General features: G+C 63.9%; 13 protein-coding genes. 6 read left to right on the top strand and 7 right to left on the bottom strand.

The genetic code is table 11. The features are described 5' to 3' along the window. Positions 1 to 17: 17 nt before the first annotated feature. The 6 genes from DD542_RS12685 to DD542_RS12660 form a co-directional block, all read right to left on the bottom strand. Complete coding sequence (locus DD542_RS12685; RefSeq protein WP_127805920.1) at positions 18 to 1,232, bottom strand: glycosyltransferase; 1,215 nt, start codon at positions 1,230 to 1,232, stop codon at positions 18 to 20. Further along, on the bottom strand, positions 1,229 to 3,187 hold the full coding sequence (gene asnB, locus DD542_RS12680) for an asparagine synthase (glutamine-hydrolyzing) (protein ID WP_127805919.1): 1,959 nt from the start codon (positions 3,185 to 3,187) through the stop codon (positions 1,229 to 1,231). Before asnB ends, DD542_RS12685 begins: the two co-directional genes overlap by 4 nt. Then, positions 3,187 to 4,083, bottom strand: coding sequence for a glycosyltransferase family A protein (locus DD542_RS12675; RefSeq protein ID WP_127805918.1), 897 nt, complete (start codon positions 4,081 to 4,083; stop codon positions 3,187 to 3,189). The genes asnB and DD542_RS12675 overlap by 1 nt, the downstream gene beginning before the upstream one ends. A gap of 180 nt (positions 4,084 to 4,263) precedes the next feature. Beyond that, the gene (locus tag DD542_RS12670; protein ID WP_127805917.1) at positions 4,264 to 5,991 is read right to left on the bottom strand and encodes a PKD domain-containing protein; all 1,728 of its coding nucleotides are present in this window, start codon (positions 5,989 to 5,991) and stop codon (positions 4,264 to 4,266) included. A gap of 67 nt (positions 5,992 to 6,058) precedes the next feature. Then, positions 6,059 to 7,063: a UDP-glucose 4-epimerase GalE gene (galE, locus tag DD542_RS12665; RefSeq protein WP_127805916.1), complete on the bottom strand. Its 1,005-nt coding sequence runs from the start codon at positions 7,061 to 7,063 to the stop codon at positions 6,059 to 6,061. Between the two features lie 79 nt (positions 7,064 to 7,142). Continuing rightward, positions 7,143 to 9,935: an EAL domain-containing protein gene (locus DD542_RS12660; protein WP_206610669.1), complete on the bottom strand. Its 2,793-nt coding sequence runs from the start codon at positions 9,933 to 9,935 to the stop codon at positions 7,143 to 7,145. 451 nt (positions 9,936 to 10,386) lie between these two features. Here DD542_RS12660 and DD542_RS12655 point away from each other — a divergent pair, with 451 nt between their 5' ends. The 6 genes from DD542_RS12655 to DD542_RS12630 all read left to right on the top strand — a co-directional run bounded on the left by DD542_RS12655 (position 10,387) and on the right by DD542_RS12630 (position 15,692). Continuing rightward, positions 10,387 to 10,692 (top strand): RNA-binding protein, encoded by a 306-nt coding sequence (locus tag DD542_RS12655; RefSeq protein ID WP_066161007.1) that lies wholly within the window; start codon positions 10,387 to 10,389, stop codon positions 10,690 to 10,692. Between the two features lie 394 nt (positions 10,693 to 11,086). After that, positions 11,087 to 12,274 (top strand): ABC transporter substrate-binding protein, encoded by a 1,188-nt coding sequence (locus tag DD542_RS12650; protein WP_066161004.1) that lies wholly within the window; start codon positions 11,087 to 11,089, stop codon positions 12,272 to 12,274. Between the two features lie 94 nt (positions 12,275 to 12,368). Further along, on the top strand, positions 12,369 to 13,232 hold the full coding sequence (locus DD542_RS12645) for a branched-chain amino acid ABC transporter permease (RefSeq protein ID WP_079365091.1): 864 nt from the start codon (positions 12,369 to 12,371) through the stop codon (positions 13,230 to 13,232). Continuing rightward, on the top strand, positions 13,229 to 14,218 hold the full coding sequence (locus tag DD542_RS12640; protein WP_127805914.1) for a branched-chain amino acid ABC transporter permease: 990 nt from the start codon (positions 13,229 to 13,231) through the stop codon (positions 14,216 to 14,218). Before DD542_RS12645 ends, DD542_RS12640 begins: the two co-directional genes overlap by 4 nt. Then, positions 14,215 to 14,979, top strand: coding sequence for an ABC transporter ATP-binding protein (locus DD542_RS12635; protein WP_127805913.1), 765 nt, complete (start codon positions 14,215 to 14,217; stop codon positions 14,977 to 14,979). The genes DD542_RS12640 and DD542_RS12635 overlap by 4 nt, the downstream gene beginning before the upstream one ends. Further along, positions 14,979 to 15,692: an ABC transporter ATP-binding protein gene (locus DD542_RS12630; protein WP_127805912.1), complete on the top strand. Its 714-nt coding sequence runs from the start codon at positions 14,979 to 14,981 to the stop codon at positions 15,690 to 15,692. The genes DD542_RS12635 and DD542_RS12630 overlap by 1 nt, the downstream gene beginning before the upstream one ends. A 6-nt stretch (positions 15,693 to 15,698) precedes the next feature. Here the strand turns inward: DD542_RS12630 and DD542_RS12625 are convergent, their stop codons facing one another. Beyond that, on the bottom strand, positions 15,699 to 16,466 hold the full coding sequence (locus DD542_RS12625; protein ID WP_066160990.1) for an IclR family transcriptional regulator C-terminal domain-containing protein: 768 nt from the start codon (positions 16,464 to 16,466) through the stop codon (positions 15,699 to 15,701). Positions 16,467 to 16,477 lie beyond the last annotated feature (11 nt).

Here is a 16,477-nt window from a genome sequence, read left to right as displayed (position 1 = left end):
CAACTCGCTGCGCGCGGTCATGCGCCGGCCCCGGCGAGTGGCGCGAAGATCTCACGCAGCTGTTGCGCCGACCGGTCGACATCGTGCCGCTCCAGCGCCCGCGCCCGCGCCCCTTCGCCCATGGCTTGGAGCTGCGGGGCCTCCGTTTCGAGGCAGCGGCGCATGGCCTGCGCCAGCTCCAGGGCGTTGCCGGGCGCCACAACCCAGCCGTCCTGACCATCGCGCACCAGCTCGGGAATGCCGGACACGCGTGTGGCGATCACCGGCCTCGCGCAGGCCATGGCCTCCATCAGCACGACCGGCAAGCCCTCGGCAAAACTGCTGAGCACCAGCGCGCGCGAGGTCTCGATCTCCTTGCGCACATCGGCACCCGAAATCCAGCCGGTGATGCGCACGAGGTCCGCGACGCCACGCAGCTGGCAGTGCTGTTCGATGGCGGACCGGAGCTCGCCGTCGCCCGCCAGCACCAGCTCGGCATCCACGCCCTGGCGGCGCAGCTCGCCCAGCGCGTCGATCAGCACGAACTGCCCTTTCTCCGAGCTCAGCCGCCCCACGCAGACAAAGCGCCGCACCGCGTTGAACGGCTGCGCGGGAGGCGCACGGTAGCCCTCGTCCAGTCCGCAGTGCACCACCGAGATCTTCTTCCAGTGAGAGGGCTCCACCCAGCGGCACAGCTGGCTGCGCCCGTACTCGCTGACCGCGACCACATGCGCCGCACGACGCACTTTCTCGGGAATGCCGATGAACTGCGCGGCGTCCGTCTCCACCGTGCCGTGCGCGGTGAAGCTGAAGCTGCCACCGTTGATCTGCGCCGCAAGCATGGCCACCGCGGCCGGGTTCGAACCGAAGTGCGCGTGCAAGTGCGGCACTTTCTCCTCGTGCATCCAGTTCCCGACGATGCAGGCCTCGACCAGATAGGCCACATGGTGCAGCAGACTGCGCTCCGCGCGGCGGGACAGTCGCCAGGCTGAGCGCGCTGCACCGAAGAAGGTGCGCGGACGTCGCACCATGGCACGCACCACGTGGGCAAGCGTGGAGACGGCGCCCGCTCCCAGCACATAGCGCGTGCGGCGCAGTTCCTCGGCGTCCGCCGAGTCGGGACTTCCGTCCGACGGACCCCGGATCGCAAACCGCAGCACCTCGACGCCCTGGCGCTCCAGCGCTGCGATTTCCCTCCGGATGAAACTGTGGCTGACCTTCGGATACTCGCTGATGAGGTAGGCCACCCTCATGGCGCGGCCTCCACGGACAGGCCGTGCCGCCGCGCCCACGCGGCCAGCGCGTACAGGCACCAGATCCGCGTCCAGTAAAGCCCCGGGGCGCCCGCCTGGTAGGCGCGCCAGAGATCGGCCACCACGGTCGGCGCCAGCCCCACACTGGCCATCAGGTCGCGGTCGGTGAGCACCGCGCCCACTTCCGATCCCAGCGCGCCGAGCAGCCAGTGGTCGTAGGGAAGCTCGAAGCCCGATTTGGGCCGGTCAAACAGGGCTGGGTCCAGCCCCTGAAGCCCCGCGCTGCGCAGCATGGCCTTGGAGCGCACGGGGTGGAAACGGACATCGTCCGGCAAGGCTGCCACCGCTTCGAGCAGCTGCTGATCGACCAAGGGCAGGCGGGTCTCGATGGAGGCGGCCATGCTCGTCGAGTCGGCGTCGCGCAGCAGGCGCTCGCCCAGGAACAGGCGCTGCTCCAGCGCAGCGATGGACGACAGATCGCTGCGGCCCTCCACCTCCGCGCGCAGCGCCGCCACCACGTCGGCGGACAAGCCCATATAGCCCGCGTCCAGCCCCTGCGCCGCCGTGCCCAGCAGGCTGCGGTGGGTGTCGGGCAGAAACAGTGCGTAGGCACATTGGTAGAGCGCCAGCAGGTCGTCCCCCGCCTCGACCATGGTCGGCAGCTTGGCCCAGCGGGTCTGGGGCCGGAAAGCCCCACCATCGGGCGCCTTCCAGCGCGCAAACGCCCGCGCCCCGGCGTTGCGCAGACCGTCCGGAACGAAACCGAGCCGGCGGGACCAGGCCGCCATCGCAGGAAGGTCGCGGAACGAGGTGTAGCCGCCGAACAGCTCATCGCCCCCGCTGCCCACCAGGGCCACCTTGAAACCGGCCTGTGCGACCGCCTGCGACATGAAAAACGAGTTCAGTCCGTCAAAACTCGGCTGGTCCAGGCTGCCCATGGCTTCGTCCAGCCGATCGACAAACCCCTCCTGCCGCAGGACGATCTCGTGGTGCTGCGTGCCGATCGCCTTGGAAACGGCGCGGGCGATCTCTCCTTCGTTGCGTTCCTGCTCGGAAAACGCCAGCGTGAACGAGTGGACCGGGTCGCGGGAAACGCGCTTGGCCACATTGGCAATGGCGGAGGAGTCCACCCCGCCCGAGAGAAAGACCCCAAGTGGTACGTCGGACGCGAGGTGGCGGCGCACGCTGTCTTCGAGCGCCATGGCCACGTCCTGGTCGGTCGATTCGCCATTGCGCGGCAGTGCGGCCTGCGTCCAGTAGCGCTTGCGCCGCAGCTCGCGCCCATCCTGGGCATACACCCTCATCTCGCCCGGCCACAGCGACTCGATGCCATCGACGATGGTTTCTGGCGCCACCGTGAACCCGTTCCAGACCATGCTGGCCACGGCAGACCGGCGCAGGCGGGGCTTGCGCAGCAGCCCGGAACGCAGCAGCGCGCGCACCTCGGACGCGAACGCGAAGGTCCAGTCGCCCGAGGCGTCAGGATTCCTCATGAAGTACAGCGGCTTGATGCCCAGCGCGTCGCGCGCCAGCAACAGCTCGCTGCGGCGCGGGTCCCACACGGCCAGCGCGAACATGCCGCGAAGCTCCTGCACCGCGTCGAACCCATGCATGCTGATGAGCCGCAGCATGGCCGCGGTGTCCCCACTGGACCAGAGGGTCTGGCCCTGGGCGCCGAGCGCCCTGCGGATGTCGATGTAGTTGTAGATCTCGCCGTTGAGCACGGTGACGTCGCCGCGCTCGGGGTCCGTCATGGGCTGCGAGGCTGCCGACGTGAGGTCGAGAATCGACAGCCGCCTGTGCCCGAGCATGGCGCCCCAGCCACGGGCGTCCGCCGGCCCCATCCAGATACCATCGCCATCCGGCCCCCGGTGCGCCATGGCATCCGTCATGCGTTGCAGCGCGAGGCGGTTCGCCTCACCGACGCGCCCAACGATTCCCGCCAGGCCACACATCAGGCACCCCCCGTCAGTTCGCGCACCGCGCGGGCCTTGCCGACCAGCAGCGACCGGTGCTGATAGGCACGCAGAAAGCGCCGGAACTCCGGGTTGTCGTAGCGCGGCTTGCGCTGCAGGGCCGCCTTCAGCCAGCCCCACAACATGGCGGCGCTGCCCAGCACGTAGGGTTTCTGGTTGACGCGCGACAACGCGCTCGCCGCCATGAACAGGAAGCCGGTCCCCATGAAGTACTGGCCGTAGCCGTGGCGCATGCGGCCGATGTAGATGCTGTCCTGGCTGGAGCCCATGGGTCGCAGGTGCACGAAGCGCAGTTCGGGGTCGTCCCAGCTGCAGGCGATCCAGCCCTTCATGCGGCACTGGTGGCAGTCGATGCCATCCCACATCACCTCGCGCACGAAGCCGCCGATCGCCTCGAAGCAGCTGACCCGGTAGAACTTGGTCATGCCCAGCGACGTTTCATCGCCATGGCGCTCTGGAATGAGCTGCCCGCCTTCCTCCACGTAGGCCTTGCCGCTGCAGGTCGCGATACGGGGCTCATCGGACATGCGCTGCATCAGGATCTCGAAGTACCTGGGTGGCAGACGCAGGTCCAGATCCAGCTTGCAGACAAACTCGTAGTCCTGCGGATGGATCGCTGCGTATCCGGAATAGAAGGCGTCCACGACGCCCGGGCCTACCGCGCGATGACCTCGGTCCTGGCGGGTGACGATCTGGATCCAGTCGTGGCGGGCAGCGTACTCGGCCAGGATCTGCGGGGTGGCATCGGTGGACCCGTCGTCCACGATGACCCACTTTGCGGGCCGCACCGACTGGCCGACCACGGTGTCCAGCGTCTCGCGCATGTACTTCGCCTCGTTGCGGCACGGCGAGATCAAAACATAACGCTGCGTCATAGGTCGCTTGCTTCTAGGGTGCGGGTTCCCGCGACTGAGTCGGGAGTATTCAGCTGGGCACTGGAACGGATGGTACACGCAACAATTTGTACCTGTTCCGGCGCAAGCGCTTGCCACGCGGCAACCAGGAATGAGACCCTGGTATTGGGGGCCAACCGCTCAACGGGCAAGATGCAGTGGCTACCGGGTGAAGAACGGCCCCACCCAGTCGGGCGGTAGCAGCTTGTATGAATTGCCGAACTGGTTGATGTTGGGCACGCCACCATCAGCCCGCGTATTGCCACGCGATGACATGCGGCGCCCCATCAGGATGAACTCGGTGTTCGTTTTCGGACCACGGTGGAACACGTTGTTCTCCAGCACGAGGTCTTCCAGACCCTGGCGGCTGTCAGGACCGTTGTTCTCAGGCGCCGCAGCACCGGTGAACGAGTTGTTGTCCGTGGGGTCGCCCAGACGATTGTTGGCAATGACGATCTGCCTCGATGCCCAGGTTGAACCCGAAATGCCATAGTTGTCGTTGTAGGCGCCCAGTCCTCCAGAGTGGACCTTCAACGCATGGCGGATGCCGTCGGATGAGCGTCCCCGCAGCGCGTTGTGCGCGATGAAGCCCTTGTTCATGCCGTAGATGCGCAGGGTGTGTTGTTGGGCCGTGCCCATGTCGTTGCCCATGATGACGAATTGGCTTCCAACACCAACCATGTTCATGTGTGGTAGTGAGGTGCTTCCCTTCAGCTGGTTCTCCACCACGAACAGCTCGCGTGGCTGGAAATACTGGTCCGGAGCCAACTTGTGGTGTTGAACGATGTAGTCCAGCGCACCAGCGAGGCTCACTTGGGCGACCATGAAATCACCCGTCGGCACATCAAAAGTATTCCGGTACAGCAACAGACGAGACATCGTCCCGAACTGTTCGAAGCTCAGAAGAATGTGGAGATCCATCACGGAGATGTCCTGAGGGAACGCCGCCGAAGGAGGTCTTATCGACCCAACCAGCACGCGACTCACCCGCGGCTTCGCACCGGTACCGAACGCCCCCAACTGCACGTTCTGGCTGCCATGTGCGATCTCGATGGAGCCAAACGTCTCACCTCGGCGAAGCAACACCCGGCGACCGTTGAGCGCAGCTAAGTTGGGCACCATCACCACGCGCGACGCTCCGTCCGGGCATTCAGAGAAGTTGCCTGCCATCGACACGCAGATCGTTTTCGTTCCCGCGTAGACCACATTGGGGTCGAGCACCTCCACGTTGACCGAGCGCTCCGAGTAGCCACCTGCCAGATCCGTTGCACGAACACGTACCTGGTAGGTGCCAGGCTGATCAAACACGTGCGCCGCCAGCGGGCCACCCGCCTGTACATTCTTTGGCAGACCCGATATCGGCCACGTCTGGCCCCGCTCGTCACCAAAATTGAACGAATAACGCACTTGGTGAAACGGGTGTTGCCCCGCCAGACTGGAGGTGGTGCCCGTAGCGTCAAACTGCACCGCCAGCGGCGCCGGACCGCTCAGCCGCGTGGCCTCCAGACTGGCCTCGACCGTGCGGGACGGCTGACCTGCTGCCGAGACCGGCGCTGCCGTCGCAAACATCTGGCAGGCATGGGGGCTCGAGGCACGCAAGGACATGCCCATGCAATTTGCGGGACTGCTGCCCGACGCGTCGCGCTTCCCTTCGGTGGAACGATAGACCACCTGCGTGAGCGACCCGACCCCTGTCGACAACGACCTCAACCTGCCGAGAGACTCTCGCGCCCTGGCCTCAGAAAACGCCAGATCAAGGCTTCCGGAAACATCTGCGGCTCGTTCGGGGAAGCCGCCCCCCGGCTGTGCTGGACCGCAGCCGGTGAGCACCTGCACACTGGCAAGCGTCGCCAGCAACGTGGAGAGACATGAACTGGCGTAGGTCTTCATTTGTTCCTTCTTCCTTCTGACGACGCATGATGGATCGGCTCGGTAAGTCGACACCACCAAAACCTGTTCACCCCGCCAAAAACCGGCTCTGGAACGCCCAAGCGCTTGAGCACATGTCCTCCAGCGACCTCGTGGCCCGCCAATTCAGTTCCTGTTCTGCAGAACGGGTATCGGCATATGAGCAGGCCACATCCCCTTGTCGCCGGCCAGTGATTTCGAAAGGAATGGAGCGGCCGGATTGCGCCTCGAAAGAACGAATCATTTCCAGGACACTGTATCCTCGACCCGTTCCCAGATTAAATGCGCGCCAGCCGCTGCGCGACGACAGGTAATTCAGAGCGGCCACATGACCTTCGGCCAGATCCATGACGTGGATATAGTCCCGGACCCCCGTTCCGTCAGGTGTCGGATAGTCGCCACCAAAAACCTTCAACCGCTCCAACTCTCCCGATGCCACCTGGACCACATAAGGCATCAGGTTGTTTGGAATCCCTCTCGGGCGGTCGCCAATCAATCCGCTCGAGTGGGCGCCTACAGGATTGAAATATCTAAGACATACGACCCCGAGGGATGGGCGAGATGCGCTGACATCCCGCAGCATGTCCTCGATGTGCAACTTGCTGCGCCCGTAAGCATTGACGACATGCTGGGGATGCGCTTCGTCTACCGGAAGATACTGCGGATCACCGTAGATGGTGGCGCTGCTACTGAACACCAGATGGGAAACTGATTCAGCCTCCATTGCCTGAAGCAAACCCAACGCCCCGCAGATATTGTTCTGATAGTATTTCAGCGGCACCTGAACCGATTCACCAACAGACTTAAATCCTGCAAGATGAATGACCGAGTCAACTTTGTTTTCTCGAATGATGTCTCGCACCAGCCCCACATCACCCACATCTCCGCAATAGAACGCTGGAGATGCCCCGGCAATTTCAGAAACCCTGTCCACCACACTCCGATGGCTATTGGTCAGATTATCGAGAATGGCCACACGATGGCCTGCGGACATCAACACCACAGCCACATGACTGCCAATGTACCCACACCCACCGGTTAATAACACATTCATGACGATTCACATCCATCCAATACACACAACAAAACAAGCCATGCAAGCGGCCAACCCGTAAACGAGATCTCCAGTCAACCTACCCCACCACCATGGGCATCATGTCAGGCGACGGGTTGCGGAGAAATGCGTCCAGCGTCTCAATAGGAAGGGCGGGCGCAAACAGGTGCCCCTGAAACTGATCGCACCCGAGGTAGGCGAGAAAATCCCGCGCCTCCTGCGTTTCCACCCCTTCGGCCACCACCTGCAGGCTCAGACTTTGTGCCAGCGCAATGATGGCGCGGGAGATCGCGGCGTCGTTGGGATCGGTGAGCACATCGGCCACAAAGCCCTTGTCGATTTTCAGCTGATCCAGCGGCAACCGCTTCAGACACGACAGCGAGGAGTAGCCCACCCCGAAGTCATCCAGCGACAGGGTGACCCCCAGTTCTTTGAGCATGCCCATCTTCTGGATGGTGATTTCCATGCGGTCGGCGAGCAGGCTTTCGGTCAGTTCCAGCTTCAGCCGGTGCGGGCGAATGCCTGTGCGCTGGATAGCGGCCATGACCATGTCCACAAAGTTTGGATGCCGAAACTGGTAGACGCTCACGTTCACGGCAATGCTGAGATGGGCGGTTTGCTCACGTGAGGCCCATGCGGCAAGTTGCTCACAGGCGGTTTCCAGCACCCACATACCCAGCGGCAGAATGAGCCCGGTGTCTTCGGCAACCGGAATGAAATCGGCGGGCTTGACCAGTCCTTTTTCGGGATGTTGCCAGCGCACCAGCGCCTCCACCCCCGTGATGGCACCCTGCCGATCAACCTGCGGCTGGTAGTGCACCACAAACTGCTTTTCACGCAGGCCCACGCGCAGCGCGGCTCCTACCGCCGCGTTGGCGCTTACCGAGGCCTGCATGTCCGGGTCGAAATAACACAAGGTGTTGCGTCCCAACCCCTTGGCCTGGTACATGGCGAGGTCGGCCTGCTTCAGCAGTTCGCTCACGTCGCTCTGGTCGCCATTGAACGACGTAGCCCCGATGCTGGGCGTCGCAAAGTGCTGGTGCCCGGCGATCTGGAATGGCTCCCGCAACACATTCAGCACTTTTTCCGCCAGGGTGCGCAGCTTGCTGGCGGCGGCGGCGGCGTCCGTGCTCAGGTCATCGACCATCACCACAAACTCATCGCCCCCCAGACGCGCCACGGTATCGGTCTTGCGCACGCTCTTGGTCAGGCGCTGGGCCACCTGCTGCAGCAACTGGTCCCCGACATGGTGACCCAGCGTGTCATTAAGGATCTTGAAGTTGTCGAGGTCGATGAACATGAGCGCACCGAACTGACCGGAGCGTGCGCTCTGCGACAGCGCCTTCTGCAGCCGGTCCAGCAGCAGCTGGCGATTGGGCAGGTCCGTCAGAGGGTCGTAAAACGCAAGGTGCCGGATCATGTCTTCGGCGTTCTTGCGCTGTGTGATGTCCCGCCCCACCGCCACCCAGTGCGTCACCTCCTCAGCGCTGGCCTGGACCGACACGACCTCCAGTTCAATCCAGAATGAAGCCCCATTCTTGCGGCGAATCATCAGCTCGGTGCGTGCCTGGCGGGTTTCCCTCAGCCCGCGCGCTTTTTCCAGCAGTTTGAACATCGCAGGATCGAGTTCGAGCAGGATGCGCGGGGTCTGTCCCAGGACCTCGTCTCGGCTGTAGCCCGTTTGTTTCTCGAAAGCGTCGTTGACAAACACGATCCGCGGCTCGCCTTCGGGGCCGGAGCCTGCCTCGGCGATCGCGACAATGTCGTTCAAACGGGCCACACTGGTCTCCAGCAGCATCAGCTGCTCCTGCGAACGCCTGCGCTCTGTGACGTCACGGAAGTAGACGGCCAGTCCTTCGGCAAACGGATACGCGCGCACCTCTAGCCATTTGCCCAGTGTTGGGAAAAAATCCTCCAGCTCGACGCGCCGGTTGGTCTTCAACGCTACGCCGAGCTGTGTTCGCAGCCGCTGCGCCAATCCGTCGCTGAAATCGTGCCAGACCTCCCTGCCCAGCAATTCGGCCGTGGTTTTCTGGAGAAGCCGCTCACTTTCCTGATTCAGATAGGTGAAGCAGCACTGGCGATCAAGTGTCACAAAGGCCTCGGTGATGCTCGCCAGCGTGGTGGTCAGCCGCATGGCCAGACGCAGTGTTTCCTGCTGCGCCTGCTTCTGAGCGGAGATGTCCTGCACAGCCCCCTGGATGCGAACGATGCGCCCTTGTGCGTCACGCACGGCATTGCCAACCGTGCGAACCCATTTCGGACTCGCACCAGGCACCTGCACCTGGATTTCTTCGTCGAATGCTTCACCCATCTGGGCGCAGCGCTCCAGCCGTTGGCGAATACCGGTGCGCCATTCGGGCGTGTAGCGCAGCACCATTGCGGCCAGGTCTTCGACCGTCTCCCCAGGCCCCAACCCCAGAATGCTGCCGTACTCGTCAGAGTGTTGAATGTGCCCGGTATTGATGTCCACCGACCAGCTGCCCACGCCCGCTGTGTGCTCGGTCAGGTTCAACCGGCTCTCGCTTTCGTGCAGCGCTTTGCCTAGCCGCTCTTCCCTGCCCTGGGTCAGGTGTGCCGACTGCTGCTGCTGATAGACCAGTTCCTGCAACTGCCCCACGTGAATTGCCAGGGCTTGCAAGGCCGGAAGCATGGCTTTCACCTGTTCGGCGTTTCGCGGCTCGCCGTCCAACAACGCCAGCCAAGTGTCGCTGTACGCCTCACTGGCCGGGAGCGGAAGCACCAGGCAGAAGCGGGTTCGCAGCGAAGCGACCAGTGGATGGTGTGCCCAGGCCGCAACCGCCGTCAGGTCGTGGCACGTCCCAGCCAGTTCGGGGTCGGCCATCACTTCGGCGCACAGTTCTGCGGCCATGGCCTGACCGTTTGAGGGCAACCCGCTGGCGGCCACCAAGAGCGGACCATCAGGATGAGACCTCACCAGCAGCGCTGTTGACACCTGGCCGATGTGGGTCGTCAGCTGGGTGATCTGGGTCCATTCCACACTGGACGCCACCGGGCTTGGGTGTGCTGTCAAGGGTGCTGCTTCATCGTGTGGGTCTGCACGGTGTCCTTGTTGCATGGGGCGCCAGCTTTCATCGGTTGGTGGATCAAGCATACCGCCTCGCACACGGTCGCCTCGGATCTGCAATCGGCCTGAAAGGCAGGCCAGCTGTGGACTAGTTGGCAAGCCCCCTGTTTTGGGGAAGGAAAGACGTAACAGGACGGTTGCAACTTGTAGCTTCCGTATTAACATTGACCCACGTCAGAAACCCCCACCGAATGATTCAGCATTGGGAACGGGCCCGACGACAGAAAGGGTAAAAGTGAGCGCACTGGCAGAACTCCGGCAACACCGTGATGTGAACAGCCTGAGGTCCGCATTGCATGAGCTGTGCGGCCAGTTTGGCCGCATCACGCGACTGGACATCCTTACAGCCATGCATGAAGGCACCAAGCAAGCCATTTGCTTCATGCGAATGGAGCGCCCTGAGCAGGAACAGACGCTCATGAAGACGCTGGGGGTCGGCCGCTTCGGTGGCGAGGTGGTGTTTGTACTGGACCTCAATGTCCCCGTGACAGCGGAAGAAGACGGCCCGTCGTCTCAGTGGGCAGAGTCGAATTTCTTCTAGACACAGCCGCCATTCTCCTCTTACTCGCATACTGCTCCGCACCCGCAGTCTTAGCGCTTAGGTTCTCTTTTCAGGAAAAAAAGCCGCCCCAAGGGTGCAGGCCACCCTTTCTCGGCAGTATTGGCTCCAGTTCCAGACCCTCAACGGGCTCGCGAAGCCTCCTTTGTGCTCGCTCGCAACCCTGCCCTTCCAGCAAGGGTTTTTACCTGTGCCCACCCCCGAGAACATGCAAGATACTGCATGTTAAGGCAATATCTTGCACCGAATGCGAACTTTGCTGGATCCACACGATTCATTCCTAGATATTTCATGCCTAAAGTACGGGTAACTCTGGATCGTCATCAGAAAAGCCCGCACCTACAGTGAGTTTGTTCGACATCACAGGAGACATTTCATGACCACCCGCCGCCTTGTTCTCACCCGTTCCGCCGCCGTGATCGGCGCCGCCTCGTCCGGTCTGCTGCTGCCCTCCATCGTGCGCGCCCAGTCCGACAAGGTTCGGGTGGGCTTCATGCTGCCCTACACCGGCACTTTCGCGCAGTTGGGTGTGGCGATCGAGAATGGTTTCCGCATGGCCATCAACGAGCAAGGTGGCAAGCTGGGTGGCCGCGAGATCGAGTTCTTCAAAGTAGACGACGAGTCCAACCCAGCCAAGGGCATCGAAAACGCACAGCGCCTGGTGCAGCGCGACAAGGTCGACGTGCTGGTCGGCACGGTGCACTCCGGTGTGCAGATGGGTATCCACAAGGTGGCTCGTGAATCGGGCGTGCTCAACCTGATCCCCAACGCCGGCGTGCACATCGCCACCCGCGCCCAGTGTGCTCCCAACGTGTTCCGCACCTCGTTCAGCAACTCCCAGCCCACGCTGGCGCTGGGCAAGGCCATGGTCGACCGCGGCCACAAGAAAGCGGTCTGGATCACCTGGAACTACGCCGCTGGCGATGAGGCCTTCGAGGGCTTTGAGCAGAGCTACACCGCCGCAGGCGGAACGATTGTGAAGAAGCTGGGACTGCCCTTCCCCAACGTCGAATTCCAGGCTCTGCTGACCGAAATCGCCTCGCTCAAGCCCGACGCAGTCGCCTGCTTCTTCGCGGGCGGTGGCGCGGCCAAGTTCCTCAAGGACTACGCCGCCGCCGGGCTGAACAAGAGCATCCAGCTCTATGGTTCGGGTTTCCTGACCGAAGGCGTGCTGGACGCCGCTGGTGACGCAGCCAACGGCGTACTGACAACCATGCACTACAGCGACTCGCTGGACACCCCGGCCAACAAGAAATTCCGCCTGGAGTACGCCAAGACCTTCAAGCTGCAGCCCGACGTGTATGCCGTGCAGGGCTACGACACCGGCCTGCTGATGGTCAAGGGCGCCAACGCGGTCAAGGGTGACCTGGCCAACAAGAAAGCGCTGTACGCCGCCATGGAAGGCGCAACCATCGACAGCCCGCGCGGCAAGTGGACCATGAGCAAGTCCCACAACCCGGTGCAGGACATGTACCTGCGCAAGGTCGAGAACAAGGAAAACAAGGTGATCGGCATCGCGCAGAAGGCTGTGGCCGATTCCGGCGCTGGCTGCAAACTGAGCTAACCCCCCGCGCTGCCTTCGGCATCACCCCCCAGGGGGCGATGCCAGCCGCCCGGCAAAGCCGGTTCGGCGGCATCCTTGACCTCTTGGGTCTGCCATGGACTTTGCCAATTTCCTGATCCAGTTGCTCAACAGCCTGCAGTACGGGCTGCTGCTGTTCATGCTGGCCGCCGGCCTGACGCTGATCTTCGGCATCATGGGCGTGGTCAATCTCGCGCACGGCAGCTTCTACATGCTGGGTGCCTACCTCGCGTGGGCGTTGACGGCCCAGTTCCAGAGCCTGACCCTGGCCATCATCGTGGGCAGCCTGCTTGCCGTGGCCTTCGGCTGGCTGCTCGAATGGCTGCTGTTTCGCCACTTCTACCACCGCGACCACCTGGACCAGGTGCTGCTGACCTTCGGCCTGATTTATATCTTTGAAGAGCTGCGTTCCATCCTCTGGGGTGACGACGTGCACTCGGTCGCCGTCCCCGAGGCGGTGAGCCAGTCGATCCAGCTGACCGAGAACCTGTCCTACCCGGTCTACCGGCTGGTGGTGTCCGCCGTCTGCGTCGCGCTGGCGCTGGGCCTGTACGGCCTGATCAGCAAGACGCGCCTGGGCATGAAGATCCGCGCCGGCGCCTTCAACCGCGAAATGGCCGAAGCCCTGGGCATCAACATCCGGCTGATCCACGGCGTGGTGTTCGCGCTCGGCGTGGCACTGGCCGCCATCGCCGGCATGGTGGCGGCCCCGATCTCCAGCGTCTACCCCGGCATGGGCAGCTCGGTGCTGATCATGTGCTTCGTGGTGGTGGTCATCGGCGGCATCGGCTCGGTGCGCGGCGCCATGGTCGCAGCCCTGCTGGTCGGCCTGGTCGACACCTTTGGCAAGGTGCTGCTGCCGCAGATCGCCGGCATGGCCGTCTACATGCTCATGGCCGCCGTTCTGCTCTACAAACCTGAAGGGCTGTTCAAACAATGAGCACGGCCAAAGCCCAACTCGAACGCCTGCCCAAGTCTGTGCAGGTGGTGCTGGTCGTCGGCGCGCTCGCGCTCGCGGCCTTCCCGCTGGTGCCGATGGAAAGCACCGATTTCTACCTGCAGATGCTCACGCAGATGATGATCCTGGCCATCTTCGCGATGAGCCTGGACCTGCTGCAGGGCGTGACCGGCCTGGTCTCGCTGGGCCACGCGGCCTACTTCGGACTGGCTGGCTACGCTCTGGCCTTCATCACGCCACAGGACGCGCCCATCGCGCTGTGGTGGAGCCTGCCGCTGGCCGCCGCCGGTGCCGGCCTGGCCGCGCTGGTGATCGGCTTCTTCGTGGTCCGCACCCACGGCATCTACTTCATCATGGTGACCATGGCCTTCGCGCAGATGGTCTTCTACCTGTTCTTCGACAACAAGGCGCTGGGCGGCTCCGACGGCATCTACGTCAACTTCCGGCCCGACGCCACGGCCGTCGGCCTTGATCTGGACAACAAGACCCACTTCTATTACTTCACCCTCGTGGTGCTGATCGCGGTCTACCTGTTCTTGCGCCGCGTGCTGTTCTCTCCGTTTGGCCGCGTGCTCGCCGGCATCCGCGTCAACGAACACCGCCTGCGCGCAGTGGGCTATAGCAGCTTCGGCTACAAGCTCGCGGCCTTCACGCTGGCCGGCACGCTGGCTGGCGTGGCGGGCTACCTTTGGGCTGCGCAGACCGGCTTCGTGAACCCCGAGCTCATGGGGTTTCACATGAGCGCACACGCGATCATGATGGTCATCCTCGGCGGCATGGGCAACTTCGCGGGCGCCATCGTCGGCGCCTTCACCTTCGAGTACGTGCTGCACCTGGCCAAGGATCTGACCAAACACTGGCAGCTGCTCATGGGCGGCTTCATCGTGCTGGTGGTCATCGTCGCGCCGCGCGGCCTGCTGGGCCTGGCCGACAAGTTCCTGAGCCGCAACAAGGAGGCCGACCAATGAGTGACGTCGCCCTGCTCGCGGCCGACAAGCTGACCAAACGCTTCGGCGGTCTGGCCGCCGTCAACGAGGTCTCGGTCAAGCTCTACCGCGACCACCTGCACGCGGTCATCGGCCCCAACGGCGCCGGCAAGTCCACGCTGACCAACCTGCTCTCGGGCGACCTGCAGCCCACCTCCGGCCAGATCCTGTTCGGTGGCAAGGAGACCGCGGGAAACACGCCCGAATCGATCTCGCGCCTGGGCCTGGGCCGCAGCTACCAGAAGACCAACATCTTCCTTCCCTTCACCGTGTGGGACAACGTGCGCCTGGCCGCGCAATCGCGCGAGCGGCACGCGCCCTGGAACCCGCTGCACTGGCTGCAGTCAGCCACCAAAATGACAGCGGTCAACCAGCGCTGCGAACGCGCCATCGAGCTCGCAGGCCTGACCCACCGCTCCCAGACCGTCGCCGCCACCATCAGCCACGGTGAGCAGCGGCAGCTGGAAATCGCGATGACCCTGGCCACCGAACCCACCGTGCTGCTGCTGGACGAGCCTTTGGCCGGCATGGGCCAGGCCGAGGCTGAGCGCATGGTCGAGCTGCTGCTCAAGCTCAAGAAGGACCACGCGATGATGCTGGTCGAACACGACATGGACGCCGTCTTCGCACTTGCCGACCAGCTCACCGTGATGGTCAACGGCCAGGTGATCGCCAGCGGCACGCCGGCTGAAGTTCGCGCCGACCCGCAGGTGCAGGCCGCCTACCTGGGGGACGAACACTGATGACCACCCCGCTCATTCAAACCACCGGCCTGAACACGCACTACGGCCAGAGCCACATCCTGCGCGGCATCGATTTCACCGTCGGCCAAGGCCAGACCATCGGCCTGATGGGCCGCAACGGCATGGGCAAGACCACCCTGCTCAAGTCCATCATGGGCATCGTCAAGCCCAGCGGTGGCGGCGTGCTCATCAAGGGCAAGCCCATGACCGGCGCCAGCCCCTACGAGGTGGCGCGCCAGGGCATCGCCTACGTGCCAGAAGGCCGCGGCATCTTCGGCAACCTGAGCGTGAAAGAGAACCTGGTGATGGCCGCGCGCCCGGGCACCCGGGGTCAGCGCGACTGGACCTACGAGCGCGTGCTGGAGACCTTTCCGCGCCTGGCCGAGCGGCTGGGCCATGGCGGGCAGCAACTCAGCGGCGGCGAGCAGCAGATGCTGACCATTGGCCGGGCGCTGATGACCAACCCCGACGTGCTGATCCTGGACGAGGCCACCGAAGGCCTGGCGCCGCTGATCGCGCGCGAGATCTGGCGCATCTGCGGCCTGATCCGAGAAAGCGGCATCAGCAGCATCATCGTGGACAAGGCTTGGAAGCAGGTCACGCAGATCACCGACCGCAACGTCATCCTCGTCAAGGGCGAGGTGGTGTTCGAAGGCTCGTCGGACGAGCTGCTCTCCAGGCCCGAACTGCTCGAACAGTACCTGGGCGTCTGAGCCCGCTCACAGCAACGGACGCAGTTCCCGGGCCGCGTCCAGCAGCAGCGGCAGCAGGTCCTGGCGCATCACCTCGGGCACCAGGCGCTCGGGCGAAGCCACCACGTTAAGCGCCGCCACGGTCTGGCCTTTCATGTTGCGCAGCGGCACGGCCAGCGCGTGCACGCCCAGCTCGTGCTCCTCGCTGGCCACGGCGTAGTCGTCGGCCCTGACCTGCGCCACGATGGCGCGCAGGGCCTTGTGATCGACCGTGGTCCTGGGCGTCAGGCGCGCCAGTTCGCGGCCCTTGAGCCAGGCGCTGAATTCGGTCTTGTTCATGGCCGCCAGCAGCACTCGCCCGGTGGACGTGGCGTGCACCGGCAGCCGCGCGCCCAGGTGCAGGCCGTAGGCCATCAGCCGCTGCCCGCCCACGGACGCGCTGCGCGCCACGATCACCACTTCCTCACCGTCCAGCACCACGGCCGAGAAGGATTCGCGCGTCTGCGCCGCCAGCCGGTTGAGCGTGGGCTGCAGCAGCCGCGGCAGCCGGGCCGACGCCAGGTAGCTGCCCGAGAAGCGCAGCACCTTGGCCGAGAGCCAATAGTGCGTGCCGTCGGTGTCCAGATAACCCAGATAAGCCAGCGTCAGCAGGTGGCGCCGGGCGGCTGCCCGCGTCAGGCCGGCGCGCTCGGCCGCCTGGGTGGCGTTCAGGCGCTGGCGCTCGGTGTCGAAGCTCTCCAGCACCGCCATGCCTTTGGCCATGCCTTCGATGAAATCCGCCTTGGCGATTTCCATGCGGGGTCTCC

It is taken from the genome of Hydrogenophaga sp. NH-16, assembly GCF_004006415.1.
GTDB lineage: Bacteria > Pseudomonadota > Gammaproteobacteria > Burkholderiales > Burkholderiaceae_C > Hydrogenophaga > Hydrogenophaga pseudoflava.
This window is presented reverse-complemented; position numbering and strand designations above follow the sequence as displayed.